Consider the following 18,580-nt stretch of genomic DNA (forward strand, 5'->3'; position numbering starts at 1 on the left):
GGTAATTTGATTTACCCGCTTTTTGTTTGCTTTGTTACCTGCTTATTTTAAGCTGTTGCATCTCAGGGTAACGGCATTTTTATGCGCTTGTAACTGTTCAGCTTCTGCCATTAATTCAACGGTTTGCGCTAGATCTAAGAAGCCTTGCGGCGTTAATTCCTGAACGGTCATTCGTTTACTAAAATCTGCTAAACCAAGACTGGAGCTAGTTTTACTATAACCATAGGTTGGTAAAACGTGGTTGGTACCGGAGGCATAATCACCCATACTTTCCGGTGAATAGGCACCTAAGAAAATTGAACCGGCGTTATCCAACTGCGGCAATAAGGCTCTTGCCTCTTTCACCTGAACAATTAAGTGTTCAGGCGCATAATCATTACTGATTTCAACACATTGCGCTAAATCCTGTGCCAAAATAATACGACTGTGTGATAACGCTTTTTCAGCCGTTTCCGCACGTGGCAGCTGTGCAAGCTGGCGTTGAATTGCCAATTCTGTCTGCTGTGCCAATGTTTCACTGGTGGTAACCAAAATAACTTGAGAGTCAGTACCGTGTTCTGCCTGTGATAACAGATCTGCCGCCACAAATTCCGGATTAGCAAATTCATCAGCGATAACCAATACTTCTGAAGGCCCAGCTTGCATATCAATAGCAGCACCGTTAGGATCTTGGCTAACTTGACGTTTTGCTTCAGTAACAAAAGCATTTCCCGGTCCGAAAATTTTATCTACTTTCGGGATAGATTCTGTACCGAATGCCATAGCCATTATCGCTTGAGCGCCGCCTACCTGATAAATGGTTTCTACTCCACATAAAGAAGCTGCATATAGAATTTCATCTACAATAGGCGGTGGGGAACAGAGAATAATCTGTTGACAACCAGCGATTTTAGCCGGTGTTGCTAGCATTAATACTGTTGAAAACAGCGGCGCAGAACCACCCGGAATATAAAGTCCAACTTTGTTGATTGGGCGAGTTAACACTTGACAACGAACGCCTGATTGAGTTTCTAAATCAACAGGTTGTGGTTTTTGTGCTTGATGAAAAGTTGCAATATTACGTTGTGCAGTCTGAATAGCTTGTTTTAATTGTGGATCAATACGAGCTTCAGCTTCAGTAATCTGTTGTTTGGTTACTTTTAGCTGGGGCAATTTAACCTTATCGAAACGCTCATTGAGTTGAAACAGCGCCGCATCGCCTTGAGAAAGAACTAATTCACGGATTTCATCCACTGCCGCTTGAATCGTTTTTGAACTACCGATAGCTGGGCGTTGCATTGCTTGGCGGCGTTGTTGTTGATCTAAATTATTCCAAATAAGAGTCTTCATAACGATTCCTTAATTCATCATTTTTTCTATTGGTAATACTAGAATAGAACTTGCACCGATTGCTTTTAATTGTTCCATTGTTTCCCAAAATAGGTTTTCTTGGCTTACCATATGGAGTGCTACACGATCATCTTCGTTTGCCAGTGGCAAAATAGTTGGATCTTCAACCCCCGGTAATAAAGCGACAACTTCTTTTAATTTGCTCTTAGGCGCGTGCAACATAATGTATTTAGATTCTCTTGCCTGCATTACGCCTTGAATACGTGTTAATAATTTATCAATTAATTGTTGCTTTGTCGGTTCTAAAGTTCCGGTTTGTTGAATTAAGCAGGATTTTGAACGATAAATAACATCGACTTCACGTAATCCATTTGCTTCAAGAGTCGCACCGGTAGAAACTAAATCGCAAATGGCATCGGCTAATCCGGCACGAGGCGCTACCTCAACCGAGCCGTTTAATAAACAGCTTTTGAATTTTAAGCCACGTTCATTCATAAAGCGTTTTAATAATTGCGGATAAGACGTTGCGATACGCATATTATTGAGTGATTCTGGTCCATTATATTCGGCATCTTGAGGCACGGCTAATGATAAACGGCAGCCACCGAAATCAAGACGAGTCAACATTTTATAATTGGCTTCTTCACCGCTGGATAGTCGTCGAAGTTCTTCTTCCTCCAGCACATTCTCACCGATAATACCAAGATCTACCACTCCATCGAAAACTAATCCGGGAATATCATCATCACGAACACGCAAAATATCTATTGGTAAATTCTCTGCGTAAGCGATTAAACGCTGTTCATTTAAATTAATTTTTACCCCGCATTGTTTGAGTAATTCTTGTGATTCTTTACTTAAACGACCTGATTTCTGCATGGCGATGCGTAAACGAGATTTATTTGACATTGTGTAACTTCCTTTTTTTACTTGTTAAATATTAAAAAACCCTTCGAAATAACTTCCGAAGGGTGTAGCTGAAATTTGTACTCTCGGAAGTTGAATCTTCCAAGCAATACCAAACGCCTGAAAGATTATTCAGTAACGTGATGGTGATGATGAGAGTAACGAATAAATAACATTTGCTTAATCCTAATTGAAAAACTTTATTTAAACTATGCGATTTTTTTTGATTATGCAAGTTTTTTCTCTAAAAAAAGGATAAATTTTAAACTCTTTGTAACCTTTATTGTTTTATTGCTTTCACAAATAAGAGTACTGGACGATGTTGTAGATCTTTAAACTCCTGATGCCATTGCTTTTGATCGGTAAGCATAGGTTCTTGCAATTGTTCTATTTGAAAACCGTTATTGATCAGATCATTAACGATGGTTGATATAGTACGATGATAGGTTTTAAATGGTTGTTTAAACCAATTTCGTTGTCGTTCTCCTTCATCACGATAAAAGTTGAGCCGATAAGCAATTTGCTGTTTATTTTCATCTTTTAACCATCGATCGCCACCTTGATAGCAGGTTACAATTGGGTGTTCCTGAGAGAAAATGAGCTGTCCGTGCGGTAGCAATTTTGCGTAAATTTGTCGTAATAAATCAGGAAAATTTTCGATGTAATGAAAAGCAAAAGAGCTAGTAATGATGTCAAATTGCAGATCGGTATATTGAGATAGATCCTGCATCGCTCCAGCAAACAATTTAAATTGATTAGTATTAAATCCGGCACTTTTAAGATTTATAGCCGCTTGTTCTAGCATTTTTGTTGATAAATCAATGCCGGTTACTTGTTTAGCGCCTTGCTGTAAATAGTGCAATAAATGCGAACCAGTTCCGCAACCGAGATCAAGGATAGTTTTATTGCTCACATCCCCAACCATTGCAAACATCGTTGGTTTTTCAACAACTTCATTTAAGCTAATCGGATTTTTCCGAAGTTTTTGATATAACTCGAAAAAATCCGCTTGATCATAGATGCTGGTTTGCATTATTAACCTTTAAATATAGGTAAATAGCCGAAACGAGCAGCTAACTGTGCAATGATATTTAACACACCGAATAGGATGATGAAGTAAATCATAAAATTGCCACCGAATACAGTATAGCTTTGCTCAGGGAATTTTTTGCGGCAGGCGCGAGCCAATAATGCCGGAACAATTGCAGCCCAAATTGTTGCAGCCAAACCGGCATAACCAATGGCAATAACGAAACCGAAAGGGAACTGCAAACTAAGTAATAGCGGTGGTAAGAAAGTGATCAACGTTGTTTTAGTTCTACCGCTAATGCTGTCATCAAATTTAAAGAGATCAGCAATGTAATCAAAAAGCCCTAAAGTAACACCTAAGAATGAACTGGCAATTGCCATATAGGCAAAGAAATTCAGAATAACCGCCATATATTCTGTTTGAATATATTTATTCAAAGCACCAAGCAATGCTGCAATATCACCATCTTTTTCGATAACCGGTGCAAATTCTTGACGAGGCAAATTTCCTTGAATTGCCAGCTGCCATAATACATAAATAAATAATGCGATTAATGTACCTAAAATGATCGCATTTTGTACTCGTTTACCATCGCGATCATAATATTTCACTAAGCTTGGCACATTGCCGTGGAAACCGAAAGAAACTAAGCAGACAGGCAATGCTGCAAGCAAATAAGGTAGATAACTTTGCTCACCTTGGGCAATGGTATTGAATAAAACTTCAGTTTTTACTGAAGTTAATAAGCCGGTGGTGGAAAGGAAAAAAGCAACGACCATACCAAAAATTAACACAGTGGTAAAACGGTCTACCGCTTTAGTTGATAACCAAACAAATGCGGCAAGAATTAAGCAGAAGATAAGTGAACCATAGCTTCTTCCCAGTTCAACTGCATTGCTATCGGTGGTAAGTAGTTGATTAAGCAAATTTTCTGTAATGCCACCACCTGAGGTTATATAGGCGTAAGTTAAAATATATAGGACAAATACAAGTGATAAACTATTGATAATATTCATACCATTACCAAGCAAATCTTTAACAATGGTGCTGAAACTTGCTCCGGTAGGATAATGAAGATTAGCCTCTAGAATCATTAATCCGGAGGTAGTCATACAGAACCAAGTATAGATTAACGCAAGAATTGAGCCGACAAACCATAAGCCGGCGGTCGCGGTCGGGTTAGCAAACATTCCGGCACCGATTGCCGTTCCGGCGATAATCATTGCACCACCAAGTAAGGAAGGAATTTTTTGGTTCATAATCTGTTCTCCGATAAAAATTTTGCACTATTATAGTAGTACATTTTAAAAAGTAAATAGTGAAACGAATGTATTTTTCAGTAGATAAAGCGAACAAGAAAAATTTTTTTGTTATAAAAAATGAGGCTAAATGATAAAAATGTGCTTTAAGTAATCGATTCCGTTCTCATTTTTACAATTTTTTCAGCAAATTTTTCAGAAAAAAGGTATAGTTATCAGCGTTTATCCTAAGGTAGAGAATATTTGATGCTATGGGATAACTTGAGGGTTTCTTCTATCAATTAATAGCCATTTTCCAATTAGGGGTAGTTATGGACTCACTTATGAGTATTATCGGCATTATTGTGTTATTGGCAATTGCCTTTCTATTATCAAATAATCGCAAAGCGATCAGTCTTAGAACGGTCGGTGGCGCATTCTTAATTCAAATCGGTATCGGCGCATTGGTGCTTTACTCGGAGTTAGGGCGTCAAGCATTGCTCGGTGCGGCAGAAGCTGTGAACAAAGTTATTGCATACGGTAATGAAGGAATTAGTTTCCTTTTCGGTGGTTTGGTCAGCGATAAAATGTTTGAATTGTTTGGCGGTGGCGGCTTTATTTTTGCTTTCCGGGTCTTGCCGGCAATCGTTTTCTTCGCTTCTTTAATTTCTGTGCTTTACTATTTAGGAATTATGCAATGGGTTATCCGTTTAATTGGTGGTTTCCTTCAAAAAATTCTTGGTACATCTAAAACAGAGTCTATGTCAGCCGCTGCCAATATTTTTGTAGGACAAACTGAAGCCCCATTAATCGTGCGTCCGTATATAGCCACAATGACCCAATCTGAATTGTTTGCAATTATGTGTGGTGGATTAGCTTCTGTAGCTGGTTCAGTAATGATCGGTTATGCACAAATGGGCGTACCGCTTCCATATTTGATCGCTGCATCCTTTATGGCAGCACCGGGTGGATTATTATTTGCAAAAATTCTATTCCCACAAACTGAAAAAACGAACGATGATTTGAAATCAAATGATGTTGATGAAAAGCCATCCAATGTGCTTGATGCGGCAGCAATGGGCGCTTCGTCAGGTATGCAATTAGCAATGAATGTCGGTGCGATGTTACTTGCTTTCATTGCATTAATTGCGTTATTGAACGGTATTATCGGTGGCGTTGGCGGTTGGTTCGGTTATGGTGAGCTTAATCTACAAACTATTCTTGGTTGGGTGTTCCGTCCGTTAGCTTGGGTGATCGGCGTACCTTGGAATGAAGCTGAAATTGCCGGTGCAATGATTGGTGAAAAATTGGTATTGAATGAATTCGTTGCTTACGTTGATTTCGTTAAATATCTTTCTCCTGACTCTTCGATAGTCTTGGCGGAAAAAACGAAAGCGATCATTACTTTTGCGCTTTGCGGTTTCGCTAACTTCAGCTCAATTGCGATTTTAATCGGTGGCTTGGGTACAATGGCACCGAATCGCCGTAAGGATATTGCTCGTCTTGGTATTAAAGCGGTTATTGCCGGTTCGCTTTCTAATTTAATGAGTGCGGCAATTGCAGGATTATTTATCGGTTTGGTTGGGCCTGTATTAATGGGATAGTAGTTGTGCTAGAATAGCTCATAGTGAAACACCACGACAATTTGTCGTGGTGTTCTGTTATCAGGGGATAGAAAACGTTTGCTTTTTATAAAAAAGGAATAATTATGACAATACTTACTCTTACTCAAGCGGCTGAATTAGCCCTATCCTTAATGGATTTAACCACATTAAATACCGATGATACTGATGAGAGTGTGATCTCACTTTGTGATAAAGAACAAAATAGTATCGGACAGACTGCAGCGGTTTGTATTTATCCACCATTTATTCAAACTGCAAAAACAAGATTACAACAACTAGGTTATCCGCAAGTGAAAGTGGCAACTGTAACTAACTTTCCACAAGGCGCAGCAGATATTGAATTGGCGAAAGCCGAGACTGAAATGGCAATTAAAGCTGGAGCTGATGAAGTGGATGTAGTATTTCCATATCGTGCTTTAATGGCAGGCGATGAGAAAATTGGAGCAGAATTGGTAAGAGCCTGTAAACAGGTATGTGGGAATAAAGTACTCAAAGTGATTATCGAAAGCGGAGAATTAAAAACGGCGGAGTTGATTCGTAAAGCTTCTGAAATTGCCATTCGTGCTGGTGCTGATTTTATCAAGACTTCAACTGGAAAAGTGACGGTTAATGCAACTTTGGATGCGGCAAAAGTTATGTTGGAAACTATTCGTGATTTAGGTGTTCAAGATCGTGTCGGTTTTAAAGCAGCAGGAGGTGTTCGCACTGCTGAAGAGGCTCAGCAATATTTACAACTTGCAGCGGATTTGTTCGGTGAACAGTGGCTTATACCTCGTCATTTCCGTTTTGGTGCTTCAGGTTTATTAAATGATTTATTATCAACTTTAGGTGAGAAGAAAATAGCGGCGAGTGTCGGTTATTAATCATCATAATCAAATGAAAGAGGGATATTATGAAACGTGTATTTATTATGATGTTGGATTCTTTCGGTATTGGGGCGGCGGAAGATGCTGATAAATTTGGTGATGCCGGTTCTAATACTTTGGGTCATATTGCACAACGTTGTGCTGATGGATTGGCTAATGAAGGGCGTGAAGGCGTATTGAAAGTGCCTAATTTGACTAAATTAGGGCTAGGATTGGCAGCGAAAGAGTCGTGTGGCGTATTTCCAGCTGGTTTGGATGAAAATGCGGAGATTATTGGCGGTTATGCTTATGCGAAAGAAATTTCATCAGGTAAAGATACGCCATCTGGTCACTGGGAAATTGCCGGTGTGCCAGTTTTATTTGATTGGGGTTATTTCCCAAAACACGAAAATTCATTTCCACAGGAGTTATTGGATCGTATTGTGGAAAAATCAGGCATTCCAGGCTATTTAGGTAATTGCCATTCATCCGGTACTGTTATTTTGGATCAATTGGGTGAAGAACATATGCGTACTGGTAAACCAATTTTTTATACGTCTGCTGACTCTGTATTTCAAATTGCTTGCCACGAAGAGACTTTCGGTTTGGAAAAATTATATGAACTTTGCCATTTAGTGCGTGAAGAGTTGGAGGGGTACAATATCGGTCGTGTTATTGCGCGTCCGTTTATTGGCGATAAAGCAGGTAATTTCCAACGTACCGGAAATCGTCACGATTACTCTATTGAACCGCCTTCAGCAACGGTATTACAAAAATTAGTTGATGAAAAACAGGGCGAAGTGGTGTCAATTGGTAAAATTGCTGATATTTATGCTCATACAGGCATTACTCGTAAAATTAAGGCAACCGGCTTGGAAGAGTTATTTGACCGCACATTAGAAGAGGTGCGGGCAGCCGGAGATAAAACAATTGTATTTACTAACTTTGTGAATTTTGACTCTGATTTTGGGCATCGCCGTAATGTGGCAGGATATGCATCAGCATTGGAATATTTCGATAAACGTTTGCCTGAATTGCTCAAATTGGTTACTGGGGATGATCTATTAATCATTACTGCTGATCACGGTTGTGATCCAACTTGGAGTGGAACCGATCATACACGTGAACATATTCCGGTGCTTTTATACGGTGCAAATGTGCCAAAACAATCTTTCGGTAAACGTGAAACTTTTGCCGATATTGGGCAGACCATTGCGAATTATTTTAGTTTGAGTGCAATGGATTATGGTACAGCAATGATTGATTTTGAAAAATAAATAATAAGAGGAAATTAGATATGGCAACTCCACATATTAATGCAGTTGATGGTGCGTTTGCAGATGTTGTATTAATGCCGGGTGATCCGCTTCGTGCGAAATATATTGCGGAAACCTTTTTAGAAAATGCGGTTGAAGTGACCAATGTACGTAATATGCTTGGTTATACCGGCACTTACAAAGGTCGTAAAATTTCTGTGATGGGACACGGAATGGGAATTCCTTCCTGCTCTATTTACGCAAAAGAATTGATTACTGAATATGGTGTGAAAAAAATTATTCGTGTTGGTTCGTGCGGTGCAGTTCGTCAAGATGTAAAAGTACGTGATGTGATTATTGGATTGGGAGCTTGTACTGATTCTAAAGTGAATCGTATTCGCTTTAAAGATAATGATTTTGCTGCAATTGCTGATTTTGATATGGCACAAGCAGCTGTTCAGGCGGCAAAACAGAAAGAAGCAAAAGTGCGTGTAGGCAACCTTTTTTCAGCTGATTTATTCTATACACCGGATGTTGAAATGTTCGATGTTATGGAAAAATACGGTATTCTTGGCGTGGAAATGGAAGCTGCCGGTATTTATGCGGTGGCGGCGGAATATGGCGCAAAAGCATTGGCGATTTGCACCGTTTCCGATCATATCCGTACCGGAGAACAGACCAGCGCTGAAGAGCGTCAATTAACCTTCAATGATATGATCGAAATTGCATTGGAATCGGTTCTAATCGGTGATCAACAATAAATTTTAATGATTTAACTAGGGTGCTTGTTAGCACCCTAATTTTTGTAGAAAGCAAAGAAAAAATTGGATTATTTGTATAAAAAACACTTCCTTTTTTAATAAAAATCGGTACTATACCGCCCTCATTGTAAATCAATAATTAGCATAATGTAATTATTGATTCAGCAAAATCTCCTCAATGGATGAAAATATGCCGTTTATGGCGAAAGTATTTAGTTTGAGATGGTGTAATCATTCTCAATCAGAACAATTCATTGAACAATGTGTTTAGTGTTGTTTTATGAATTGAATCATCTTCTCCATCAATTGTCATTAGATTGATCCCGAGAAAGATAAAAAAGCTGAAACGCTTTTTTTAATAAGTAGCGAGTCAAAATGCCCCATGGCATCTGTTTTTTCAGGAACAGAAAGCTTAGGCTTCCCGCAAGGCACCCGACTTATTTTTTTCACCTCTATTAGAAGGTTTAGTTTTATTATGACAATTATCACTCCTGTAAAATCAATCGATAACGCCACTAATGCCTATTATTTGGATCGCCAAAATAAAATGGAATCCAATGTGCGTAGTTACCCAAGAAAATTACCTTTAGCGATTGCGAAAGCATCTGGTTGTTGGGTAACTGATGTGGAAGGGAATGAATATTTAGATTTCTTAGCTGGTGCTGGTACATTGGCACTTGGTCATAATCATCCAGCAATTAAACAAGCCATTTTAGATACCATTGAAAGTGGTTTGCCATTACATACTTTAGATTTAACTACGCCGTTGAAAGATGCTTTTACCGAAGAATTACTCTCTTTCTTTCCGAAAGATAAATACTGTTTACAGTTCTGTGGTCCATCAGGTGCGGATGCAAACGAAGCGGCGATTAAATTAGCCAAAACCTATACCGGACGCGGTAATGTGATCGCATTTTCAGGTGGCTTCCACGGAATGACTCACGGCGCATTATCGTTAACCGGTAATTTAGGTGCTAAAAATGCGGTACAAAATCTTATGGCTGGTGTGCAATTTATGCCTTATCCGCATTCATATCGTTGCCCATTTGGTATTGGTGGAGAGGCAGGAGCAAAAGCTGTTACCCATTATTTTGAAAACTTTATTGAAGATGTTGAAAGTGGGGTTGTTAAACCAGCGGCTGTTATTTTAGAAGCGATCCAAGGAGAAGGTGGTGTAGTGCCAGCACCAATTGAATTTCTACAAAAAGTACGTGAAGTGACACAAAAACACGGTATTTTGATGATTGTTGATGAGGTGCAAGCTGGATTTTGTCGTTCAGGAAAAATGTTTGCTTTTGAACACGCTAATATTGAACCTGATATTGTGGTGATGTCGAAAGCCGTTGGTGGTAGTTTGCCATTAGCAGTATTAGCTATTCGTAAAGAGTTTGATGCTTGGAAGCCGGCAGGTCATACTGGTACTTTCCGAGGAAATCAATTAGCGATGGCAACTGGGTATGCTTCTTTAAAAATTATGCGTGAACAAAATTTAGCACAAAATGCACAAGAGCGCGGAGACTATTTAAAAACAGCATTGCAAGCATTAGCAAAACAGTATCCTTGTATCGGTGATGTGCGTGGACGTGGTTTAATGATGGGAATTGAAATTGTTGATGAACGTCAGAAAGCCGATCACACCGGCGCATTCCCAGGTGATGCTGATTTAGCAGTGGCTATCCAAAAAGCTTGTTTTAATAATGGTTTATTATTAGAGCGAGGTGGTCGAAATGGTAATGTTGTACGTGTGCTTTGCCCGATTATCATCAGCCAGCAAGAGTGCGAAGAGATGATTAAACGCTTTACAAAATCATTGGTGGAAGCGTTAGCAGCGGTTCGTGGTTAATTGAGGGTAAAAACAATGCCAATGTTATCTCAACATAAACAGGCCTTATTTTGTCGTGATGAGCAATCTATTCAAGATTATCAGCGTGCAATGAATAAAGCGGTCAAGGCTGTTTGTCAATGGTTGCAGAATGACAAAATGTATACCGGTGGCAGTATCCGCCGGTTACGTTCAACGATTGAATTTGCGCCGACAAAAGAGGGGGCCGGTTTAGAAAATACCTTACAACGATTGGTAACCATTTTCCTCAATCCAAGTTTAAAAGTGCATCATCCGCACTCTTTGGCACATTTACACTGTCCGACAATGGTGTCCAGCCAAATTGCTGAAGTGTTGATTAATGCGACCAATCAATCAATGGACTCTTGGGATCAAAGCCCTGCCGGTTCAATTATGGAAGAGCAGTTAATTAATTGGCTGCGGCAAAAAGTCGGTTATGGCGAAGGCACTGCAGGGGTATTTACTTCCGGCGGAACGCAATCCAATTTGATGGGCGTATTGTTGGCACGAGATGCCTGCATTGCTAAACATTGGCAAAATGAAGATGGCTCGGAGTGGTTAGTGCAGCAAAACGGTCTGCCGCCGGATGCTCTGCAAAAAGTGAAAGTGGTTTGTTCGGAAAATGCGCATTTCTCGGTGCAAAAAAATATGGCAATGATGGGAATGGGATTTCAGTCAGTGGTGACTGTACCGACCAATGAAAATGCACAAATGGATATTGCGGCATTGGAAAAAACGCTAGCCGAACTTCAAGCGCAAGGCAAACTGGTTGCTTGTGTGGTGGCAACTGCCGGTACAACCGATGCCGGTGCGATTGATGATATTGAAGCGATTCGTGCTATCAGCGATCAATATGGTGCGTGGTTGCATATTGATGCGGCGTGGGGCGGTGCATTATTGTTATCAAAAGATTTTCGTCATTGGTTAAATGGTGTGGAGAAAGCCGATTCCGTTACGTTGGATTTCCATAAGCATTTTTTCCAAACCATTTCTTGCGGCGCATTTTTATTAAAAGATGAACGTAACTTCCGTTTCATTGATTACAAAGCAGATTACCTCAATTCAGAATATGATGAGGAGTATGGCGTACCGAATTTGGTGGTGAAATCGTTGCAGACAACACGCCGTTTTGATGCCTTAAAATTGTGGTTCACAATGGAAGCATTAGGTGAAGATCTTTATGCATCGATGATCGATCACGGAGTGTATTTGGCGCGAGAAATTCGTGATTATATTAATGCTACCGATGATCTGGAAATGTTAGTTGAGCCGCAATTTGCCTCTATTCTATTCCGTGTGAATCCGCAAGGTTATCCGGCAGAATATGTTGATCTGTTAAATCAGAATGTGGCGGATGAGCTGTTTGCTCGCGGTGAAGCCAATATTGGTGTAACAAAAGTGGGTGAACAACAAGCCTTAAAAATGACGACATTAAGTCCGATTGCGACTTTGGATGATGTGAAATCTTTATTAGATCAGGTTTTATCTGAAGCGGCTAGAATTAAGGATGCTATTGTTGCCGGCAATTATGTGCCGCCGATAGCGTAAAACAGAAAAATGGTGCAGCGTGTTTTGCTAAGCACCAAGAGTGTTGTAAGCAGACAAGAGTAGCAAGCCTTTTGTCTGCTTTTCTTTTTTTCATCAGTTTTTCAATGATTGAACCGGTGCCGGAATGCGTCCGCCGCGATTAACGAAAATTTCGCAAGATCCCTCTTTAACCGGCATAATCGGTGCATAACCGAGTAGACCGCCAAACTCAACCATTTCACCGACATCTTTGCCCGGAACAGGAATAATACGCACAGCGGTGGTTTTACTGTTAATCATCCCGATTGCTGCTTCATCAGCAATAATGCCGGAAATGGTACTGGCGGAAGTGGAGCCGGGAACAGCGATCATATCCAAACCGACAGAGCAAACAGCCGTCATTGCTTCTAATTTATCCAATGTTAAAGCGCCTTGTTTAGCAGCAGCAATCATTCCTTCATCTTCGGAAACAGGGATAAAAGCACCGCTTAAACCACCGACAGAACTGCTCGCCATCATTCCACCTTTTTTCACTGCATCATTAAGTAACGCTAACGCAGCAGTTGTACCGTGTGTTCCGCAAACACTTAGCCCCATTTGCTCTAAGATACGAGCAACGCTATCTCCGATAGCAGGAGTTGGAGCCAGTGATAGATCTAAAATGCCAAACGGAATGCCTAAACGTTTACTTGCTTCTTGCCCAATCAGCTCCCCTACTCGAGTAATTTTGAAAGCTGTTTTTTTCACCACTTCTGCTACTTCAGTTAAGGTTACCGCTTGGCTATTTTCTAGAGCAGCTTTTACCACACCGGGACCTGATACTCCTACATTAATCACCGCATCACCCTCACCGGCACCGTGGAAAGCACCAGCCATAAAAGGATTATCTTCCACCGCATTACAGAAAATCACTACTTTGGCACAACCGAAACCTTCTGGCGTGATTTCAGAGGTCTGTTTAACCATTTCGCCAACCAATTTAACTGCATCCATATTAATGCCAGCTTTGGTTGAACCGATGTTGACTGAACTACAAACAATATCAGTGGTTTTCATTGCTTGAGGAATAGAGCGGATTAATACTTCATCAGAAGGACTCATCCCTTTATGCACCAATGCGGAAAAGCCACCGATAAAAGATACGCCGATAGCTTTAGCGGCACGATCTAAGGTTTGAGCAATCGAAACATAAGAATTTGCTTTAGTAGCTGCAGCAATCTGTGCAATAGGTGTGACGGAAATGCGTTGGTTTACGATAGGAATGCCGTATTTAGCTGAGAGTTCTCGAGCAGTTTGCACCAGATCACCGCCAATACGCACAATTTTGTTATAAATATTTTGATTTAACACATCAATGTTATCACTGATACAATCGTGTAAATCGATACCGATAGTAATAGTGCGGACATCAAAATTTTGATCCGATACCATTCGCAATGTTTCTAGAATTTCATAAGATTGAATACTGTTGCTCATATAGCCACCTTTAAATGCGGTACATTGCGTTAAAAATTTCAGTGTTTTGTAGGCGTAAATCTAATCCTAATTTTTGCCCCTCTTCACTGCAATAAGCGGCTAAGGTTTGATAATCTTTTTTACATTCAGTGGTATCCACCAATAAAATCATTGTGAAATAACCATCCATTAATTGTTGGCTGATATTCACAATGTTGATCTGTTGTTCGGCAAGTAATTTTGCGACATCATAGACGATACCGATTCGGTCTTTACCGATGACGGTTAATACAGATTGATTCATTTCAAATTCCCTCTTTGGTGATAAAAAGCTAATTGTTCGAGTGAGTTTATGTTTGCAAAACAGGATTTTTGTGCTGAAAAATCAGCAGTTTCATAATGATGTTGTTGAAAAAACTGTAATACACGCCGATTTCCCTGTTGTAAATAATTGTTCAAATCGGCACTTAAAGTTCGTTTTAACAGGCAACAGGTCGGATGCTCACGCTCACCATCAGTAACATAAACAACCTCTGTGTTGGTGCGGCGTTTATCCAACAAACGAGTTACTAAATTTACAGGTAAAAAAGGCGTATCACAAGGCACAAATAGCACCCAATCGTGTTTTGCCGTCTGTAATCCGCTAAACATTCCGCTTAACGGACCAAGAAAGCCCTCAATGTGATCTGAAATCACCGGCAAGCCGCTTTCGGCATATTGTGATAATGAACGATTTGCACTGATGATTACTTCATCGACTTGCGTTGCAATTGCTTGATAAACCCATTGATATAATGGTTTTCCTTGTAATCGCTGTAAGCCTTTATCAACACCGTTCATTCGCCGAGCTTGCCCACCACACAAAATAACTGCACTAATCTGTTCCTGCATTGTAATCTCTTTTTGGCAATTAAAAAATTAAGTGGTATTATCGCACACCAACTAAAAACTGTGAGGAAAATCCGATGAAATGTCATCGTTTAAATGAAGTTTTAGAACTATTGCAACCTTATTGGTCAAAAGATCCGGATTTGAATTTAATGCAAATTTTGCAAAAAATTGCTAAAGAAGCCGGTTTTGATGGCGAATTAAGTGAGTTAAGTGATGAGGTGATTATTTATCATCTGAAAATGGTGGATAAAGATAAAAATGAACCGATTCCGGGAATAAAAAAAGATTATGAAGAAGATTTTAAAACTGCGCTACTAAAAGCGCGAGGAATTATTAAATAGGAGTTTAACAACGATGAAAAAATTGTTATTGGCAATCGTAACCTTGTTTTTTGCGGTCAATGTGTCACCGGCAGTGGCGGCGGAAAATTTTACTGAAGGAAAGGATTACACTTCGCTTGGCTTTAAACCGCATCCTGATGGTGGTGTGATTGAGTTTTTCTCCTTTTATTGTCCACATTGTTATGACTATGAAATGAAATTCCATATTCCGGAAAAAATTAAACAATCTTTGCCGAAAAATGTTGAATTTAAACAATATCACGTTAATTTCTTAGGTGCTCAATCAGAAAATCTAACTCGAGCTTGGGCGTTAGCAATGGCGATTGGTACTGAAGATAAAGTGCGTGCGCCTTTATTTGAAGCAGCTCAGAAAAACAGCCTATCTTCAATGGACGATATTCGTCAAATCTTTATTGATAACGGTATTGATGCGAAAGAGTTCGATGGCGCAATCAATAGTTTTGCTGTTAATGCATTAGTATCCGCACAAGAAATGGCAGCAGAAAAATTTAAAGTTCGTGGCGTGCCGGATTTCTATATCAATGGGAATTACCATATCGAAACCGGCAATGACAGCGGTTTCTCAAAAGTGCAGACGATTGAAGAGTTTATTCAACGTTATGTCGATTTAACCCAATATCTTTTGAAAAAATAATTGACTTACGGCGAAAAGTTGCTTAAATGCGATTTTTCGCTTTTTGATTAAAATGAAGGAATTTTAACTATGTCTGAAAGTTTTAGCGTTACTCGTCGTTTCTTTGATGATAAAAATTATCCGCGCGGTTTTGCGCGTCACGGAGATTACACCATTCGTGAATCTCAAGCGTTGGAAAATCACGGTTTAGCTTTTCTTGAGTTAGAAAATGGTAGTCGTGAACCGGTTACTGAAGAAGAAAAACAATTTGTCGCGTTTTGCCGTGGTGAACGTCCGGCAGAAACCTTTTTTGAAAAAACTTGGGCAAAATATCGTGCGCGTATTTCTCGCACCAAACGTGTTTATACCTTAACAGGTGAATTATCAAACGATGCGGTTGATGATTACAATGCCGACTAAGTTTTAGAAAGAAAATGAATAGAGCAGAAAAACGGCAACGATAAACGTTGCCGTTTTTTATGCTTGAATTTGATTAGTGCTGAAAGCCGGTAGAAACATCTGCATCCGGATTGCGTTTGTTATACGGCTCATCCTTTAGTTTGCCGCTAAAGATCGCTGGATTTTCATCACCTGTTACCATTAATGTTCCCTTCGCACCTTTCTCAGTACGAAAAATGGAATGATCTACGAAAGTGTATTGTCCCGGCACCGGAATAGTCGTTTCCGCTATCATCGCCCCACCGGCTGGAATTAACGTGGTCTGCACATTATGATTTTTTAACGAACCGGCCTCGACATAGACTGTATCAAACGTTTTCCCAATCAAATGAAAAGAAGATACTTTGTTTGGGCCGGCATTACCAACGTAAAAACGCAATTTTTCACCCACTTTGGCTTGCAAGGCCTTATCTCCCATCATTGAGGCAAAATGACCATTAAAAACGACATAATCCGGTAATTCATAACTGGCTTTTTGTGAACTGAAAACCTGTAATCCCGGCTCACCAAATTCACCACTGGTATAAAATTCGTTTTGTACAATGTAAAACTCTTTATCAACCGGCGGCAATCCCGCTTTCGGCTCCACCAGCATTAGCCCGAACATTCCTTTACCAATATGTGTCGGTGCGCCGGGCATTGCGGCACAATGGTAAAGATAAAGTCCGGGAGAGAGTGCTTTGAAGCGATAGATACTGGTGTGCCCCGGCAATGTATTACTCGCCATTGCCGTTCCGTCAGGTGCTGCTGAAGAGTGGAAATCAATGCTGTGCGGTAGTTTTGAGTTAATCGGATTGGATAAATGCACTTCCACCGTATCGCCCTCACGCACACGAATAAACGGTGCTGGTGTAGAGCCGTTATAAGTCCAATACTTAAATTGTACTTTTGGCATAATTTCCATTATTTTTTCTAATGCTTCCAATTTCACTATGACACGAGCCGGATAATCACGTTTAATTGGTGCAGGCACATTCGGTGCAATTGTTAATTCTGCATCAATGACAGGAAGTGATGAAATTTCTTCTTCATCATTTTGTTGAACATTGATTGATTGTGCCTTAGCAAATAAGCTCAAATTGACGATTAAAAATACAGAAAGTAGTAAGTTTAGAGTTGTTTTTTTCATAGTTTCAAATGGTATAAGGAGAATATCAATCGAACTATTCTAGTGAATGAAATAGATTTTTCCAATAATCATAAAGATTTATTAGTTCAACCTATTTTTAATAGATCATTTATCGCATCATCACATCTAACCTACAAAATGATTAAATAAACTCTTTTTGATTTAATTTAATCATTTTGTGATCTTGTTCACAGTTTTTACAGCTTATTTTGCATATAATTCCAACGAAATTTAGGAGTATGAGGAAGTTTATGTGATTTTCTTATATTTATATGATTAAATTTAATCAATAAGGAGTATTAAATGAAACCAGTTTTAGGCATAACAATGGGGGATGCTGCAGGGATTGGGGCTGAAATTATTGTTAAATCTCTGTCGGATAAACATCTTTATGAAATTGCTCAATCCGTTGTCATTGGCGATAAGAAAATGATGCAACGAGCATTGGATTTATTGCAATCACCGTTAAAGATAAATGTTGTAGAAAATTTAGATAATTTAAATACGAAATATGGAACTATCGATTTGATCGATTTGGATAATGTGCCTGCTGATTTGATTTATTCTCAAGTAGATCCTCGAGCGGGTAAGGCAGCATATGAATATGTGGAAAAGGCGGTTCAATATGCTATGGAAAATAAAATTCAAGCGGTGGTAACAGCACCTTTGAATAAGGAAGCATTACACGCTGGTGGGAAAATGTTTCCGGGTCATACTGAAATTTTGGCGCAATTAAGCGGCACAAAAGATTATTCAATGATGTTAGTGAGTGAAAAACTTCGTGTTATTCACGTGACAACGCACGTTCAGCTTCGTAAAGCCTGTGATTTAGTGAAAAAAGAACGGGTATTGACAGTCATTAAATTAGCAGATGAAAACGCAAAAATGCTTGGTTTTAAACAACCAAGAGTTGCAGTAGCGGGATTAAATCCGCATTCAGGCGAAAACGGAATGTTCGGTGATGAAGATAGTAAAGAAATCGTACCGGCTGTTGAGGCGGCAAAACAGTCAGGAATTAATGTCAGTGGCCCGATCCCACCGGACACTGTGTTTCATCGTGCTGCCAATTTAGATGAATTCGATATTGTGGTGGTGATGTATCACGACCAAGGTCATATTCCAATTAAATTGTTGGGATTTGATACCGGTGTAAACGTTACTGTCGGTCTACCGTTTATTCGTACTTCTGTCGATCACGGTACGGCATTCCCGATTGCAGGTAAAGGGATCGCGGACAGTAAGAGTATGACTGAATCACTTTATCTTGCCGCTCAAATGGCACAGATAAAATTTGGAAATTAAGTTTAATTA

At 39.6% G+C, this 18,580-nt stretch carries 18 protein-coding genes and 1 other annotated feature; of the genes, 10 read left to right on the forward strand and 8 right to left on the reverse strand.

What is annotated here, in order from left to right; all coding sequences use genetic code 11:
• Nucleotides 1-42 precede the first annotated feature (42 nt).
• From hisD to mtr, 4 genes are all read right to left on the reverse strand, one after another.
• Nucleotides 43-1,329, reverse strand: a complete 1,287-nt coding sequence (hisD, locus tag P375_RS03100; RefSeq protein WP_039134219.1) for a histidinol dehydrogenase — start codon at nucleotides 1,327-1,329, stop codon at nucleotides 43-45.
• A 9-nt stretch (nucleotides 1,330-1,338) separates the two neighbouring features.
• Nucleotides 1,339-2,238, reverse strand: a complete 900-nt coding sequence (hisG, locus tag P375_RS03105; protein WP_039134222.1) for an ATP phosphoribosyltransferase — start codon at nucleotides 2,236-2,238, stop codon at nucleotides 1,339-1,341.
• A gap of 30 nt (nucleotides 2,239-2,268) precedes the next feature.
• Nucleotides 2,269-2,388 (reverse strand) — a sequence feature (His leader region).
• Between the two features lie 127 nt (nucleotides 2,389-2,515).
• The gene (locus tag P375_RS03110; RefSeq protein ID WP_432430738.1) at nucleotides 2,516-3,268 is read right to left on the reverse strand and encodes a class I SAM-dependent methyltransferase; all 753 of its coding nucleotides are present in this window, start codon (nucleotides 3,266-3,268) and stop codon (nucleotides 2,516-2,518) included.
• A gap of 2 nt (nucleotides 3,269-3,270) precedes the next feature.
• A complete protein-coding gene (mtr, locus tag P375_RS03115; RefSeq protein WP_039134227.1) occupies nucleotides 3,271-4,524 on the reverse strand; it encodes a tryptophan permease in 1,254 nt (417 codons plus the stop codon).
• 311 nt (nucleotides 4,525-4,835) lie between these two features.
• On the opposite strand from mtr, the gene P375_RS03120 reads away from it, so the two are divergent.
• The 6 genes from P375_RS03120 (at nucleotide 4,836) to P375_RS03145 (ending at nucleotide 12,381) form a co-directional block, all read left to right on the forward strand.
• Nucleotides 4,836-6,107, forward strand: coding sequence for a NupC/NupG family nucleoside CNT transporter (locus tag P375_RS03120; protein WP_039134230.1), 1,272 nt, complete (start codon nucleotides 4,836-4,838; stop codon nucleotides 6,105-6,107).
• Between the two features lie 104 nt (nucleotides 6,108-6,211).
• A complete protein-coding gene (gene deoC / locus P375_RS03125; protein WP_039134233.1) occupies nucleotides 6,212-6,991 on the forward strand; it encodes a deoxyribose-phosphate aldolase in 780 nt (259 codons plus the stop codon).
• Nucleotides 6,992-7,020: 29 nt separating this feature from the next.
• The gene (gene deoB / locus P375_RS03130) at nucleotides 7,021-8,250 is read left to right on the forward strand and encodes a phosphopentomutase (protein WP_039134235.1); all 1,230 of its coding nucleotides are present in this window, start codon (nucleotides 7,021-7,023) and stop codon (nucleotides 8,248-8,250) included.
• A gap of 20 nt (nucleotides 8,251-8,270) precedes the next feature.
• Entirely contained in the window at nucleotides 8,271-8,990 is a 720-nt protein-coding gene (gene deoD / locus P375_RS03135) for a purine-nucleoside phosphorylase (protein ID WP_039134239.1), read from the forward strand.
• Between the two features lie 475 nt (nucleotides 8,991-9,465).
• Nucleotides 9,466-10,833 carry a diaminobutyrate--2-oxoglutarate transaminase gene (locus tag P375_RS03140; protein WP_039134242.1) on the forward strand — a complete coding sequence of 456 codons (1,368 nt, stop codon included), beginning with the start codon at nucleotides 9,466-9,468 and terminating at the stop codon, nucleotides 10,831-10,833.
• 15 nt (nucleotides 10,834-10,848) lie between these two features.
• Nucleotides 10,849-12,381 (forward strand): pyridoxal phosphate-dependent decarboxylase family protein, encoded by a 1,533-nt coding sequence (locus P375_RS03145; protein WP_039134244.1) that lies wholly within the window; start codon nucleotides 10,849-10,851, stop codon nucleotides 12,379-12,381.
• A gap of 93 nt (nucleotides 12,382-12,474) precedes the next feature.
• Here the strand turns inward: P375_RS03145 and P375_RS03150 are convergent, their stop codons facing one another.
• The 3 genes from P375_RS03150 to mobA are packed head-to-tail and all read right to left on the reverse strand — an operon-like array spanning nucleotide 12,475 to nucleotide 14,706.
• The gene (locus tag P375_RS03150; RefSeq protein WP_039134247.1) at nucleotides 12,475-13,836 is read right to left on the reverse strand and encodes a PFL family protein; all 1,362 of its coding nucleotides are present in this window, start codon (nucleotides 13,834-13,836) and stop codon (nucleotides 12,475-12,477) included.
• A gap of 10 nt (nucleotides 13,837-13,846) precedes the next feature.
• Nucleotides 13,847-14,119 carry an ACT domain-containing protein gene (locus P375_RS03155; protein WP_013746546.1) on the reverse strand — a complete coding sequence of 91 codons (273 nt, stop codon included), beginning with the start codon at nucleotides 14,117-14,119 and terminating at the stop codon, nucleotides 13,847-13,849.
• The gene (gene mobA / locus P375_RS03160; protein WP_021460759.1) at nucleotides 14,116-14,706 is read right to left on the reverse strand and encodes a molybdenum cofactor guanylyltransferase MobA; all 591 of its coding nucleotides are present in this window, start codon (nucleotides 14,704-14,706) and stop codon (nucleotides 14,116-14,118) included. The genes P375_RS03155 and mobA overlap by 4 nt, the downstream gene beginning before the upstream one ends.
• Before the next feature lie 74 nt (nucleotides 14,707-14,780).
• Between mobA and P375_RS03165 the strand changes: the two genes are divergently transcribed.
• The 3 genes from P375_RS03165 to P375_RS03175 all read left to right on the forward strand — a co-directional run bounded on the left by P375_RS03165 (nucleotide 14,781) and on the right by P375_RS03175 (nucleotide 16,101).
• Nucleotides 14,781-15,047, forward strand: coding sequence for a YihD family protein (locus P375_RS03165; protein WP_039134255.1), 267 nt, complete (start codon nucleotides 14,781-14,783; stop codon nucleotides 15,045-15,047).
• 13 nt (nucleotides 15,048-15,060) lie between these two features.
• Nucleotides 15,061-15,702, forward strand: a complete 642-nt coding sequence (gene dsbA / locus P375_RS03170; protein WP_039134259.1) for a thiol:disulfide interchange protein DsbA — start codon at nucleotides 15,061-15,063, stop codon at nucleotides 15,700-15,702.
• A gap of 69 nt (nucleotides 15,703-15,771) precedes the next feature.
• The gene (locus tag P375_RS03175) at nucleotides 15,772-16,101 is read left to right on the forward strand and encodes a DUF413 domain-containing protein (RefSeq protein ID WP_013746550.1); all 330 of its coding nucleotides are present in this window, start codon (nucleotides 15,772-15,774) and stop codon (nucleotides 16,099-16,101) included.
• 73 nt (nucleotides 16,102-16,174) lie between these two features.
• On the opposite strand, the gene nirK is transcribed toward P375_RS03175, so the two are convergent.
• A complete protein-coding gene (gene nirK, locus P375_RS03180) occupies nucleotides 16,175-17,269 on the reverse strand; it encodes a copper-containing nitrite reductase (RefSeq protein WP_039134263.1) in 1,095 nt (364 codons plus the stop codon).
• Nucleotides 17,270-17,572: 303 nt separating this feature from the next.
• On the opposite strand from nirK, the gene pdxA reads away from it, so the two are divergent.
• Nucleotides 17,573-18,571, forward strand: coding sequence for a 4-hydroxythreonine-4-phosphate dehydrogenase PdxA (pdxA, locus tag P375_RS03185; protein ID WP_039134265.1), 999 nt, complete (start codon nucleotides 17,573-17,575; stop codon nucleotides 18,569-18,571).
• Nucleotides 18,572-18,580: the final 9 nt, after the last annotated feature.

The sequence above is a fragment of the Gallibacterium genomosp. 2 genome, from assembly GCF_000771895.1.
Lineage (GTDB): Bacteria > Pseudomonadota > Gammaproteobacteria > Enterobacterales > Pasteurellaceae > Gallibacterium.

What these genes read in the sequence shown, in the direction of transcription:
- hisD (WP_039134219.1), bottom strand. Translation starts at nt 1,329, where the DNA reads ATGAAGACTCTTATTTGGAATAATTTAGATCAACAACAACGCCGCCAA.
- hisG (WP_039134222.1), bottom strand. Translation starts at nt 2,238, where the DNA reads ATGTCAAATAAATCTCGTTTACGCATCGCCATGCAGAAATCAGGTCGT.
- P375_RS03110 (WP_432430738.1), bottom strand. Translation starts at nt 3,268, where the DNA reads ATGCAAACCAGCATCTATGATCAAGCGGATTTTTTCGAGTTATATCAA.
- mtr (WP_039134227.1), bottom strand. Translation starts at nt 4,524, where the DNA reads ATGAACCAAAAAATTCCTTCCTTACTTGGTGGTGCAATGATTATCGCC.
- P375_RS03120 (WP_039134230.1), top strand. Translation starts at nt 4,836, where the DNA reads ATGGACTCACTTATGAGTATTATCGGCATTATTGTGTTATTGGCAATT.
- deoC (WP_039134233.1), top strand. Translation starts at nt 6,212, where the DNA reads ATGACAATACTTACTCTTACTCAAGCGGCTGAATTAGCCCTATCCTTA.
- deoB (WP_039134235.1), top strand. Translation starts at nt 7,021, where the DNA reads ATGAAACGTGTATTTATTATGATGTTGGATTCTTTCGGTATTGGGGCG.
- deoD (WP_039134239.1), top strand. Translation starts at nt 8,271, where the DNA reads ATGGCAACTCCACATATTAATGCAGTTGATGGTGCGTTTGCAGATGTT.
- P375_RS03140 (WP_039134242.1), top strand. Translation starts at nt 9,466, where the DNA reads ATGACAATTATCACTCCTGTAAAATCAATCGATAACGCCACTAATGCC.
- P375_RS03145 (WP_039134244.1), top strand. Translation starts at nt 10,849, where the DNA reads ATGCCAATGTTATCTCAACATAAACAGGCCTTATTTTGTCGTGATGAG.
- P375_RS03150 (WP_039134247.1), bottom strand. Translation starts at nt 13,836, where the DNA reads ATGAGCAACAGTATTCAATCTTATGAAATTCTAGAAACATTGCGAATG.
- P375_RS03155 (WP_013746546.1), bottom strand. Translation starts at nt 14,119, where the DNA reads ATGAATCAATCTGTATTAACCGTCATCGGTAAAGACCGAATCGGTATC.
- mobA (WP_021460759.1), bottom strand. Translation starts at nt 14,706, where the DNA reads ATGCAGGAACAGATTAGTGCAGTTATTTTGTGTGGTGGGCAAGCTCGG.
- P375_RS03165 (WP_039134255.1), top strand. Translation starts at nt 14,781, where the DNA reads ATGAAATGTCATCGTTTAAATGAAGTTTTAGAACTATTGCAACCTTAT.
- dsbA (WP_039134259.1), top strand. Translation starts at nt 15,061, where the DNA reads ATGAAAAAATTGTTATTGGCAATCGTAACCTTGTTTTTTGCGGTCAAT.
- P375_RS03175 (WP_013746550.1), top strand. Translation starts at nt 15,772, where the DNA reads ATGTCTGAAAGTTTTAGCGTTACTCGTCGTTTCTTTGATGATAAAAAT.
- nirK (WP_039134263.1), bottom strand. Translation starts at nt 17,269, where the DNA reads ATGAAAAAAACAACTCTAAACTTACTACTTTCTGTATTTTTAATCGTC.
- pdxA (WP_039134265.1), top strand. Translation starts at nt 17,573, where the DNA reads ATGAAACCAGTTTTAGGCATAACAATGGGGGATGCTGCAGGGATTGGG.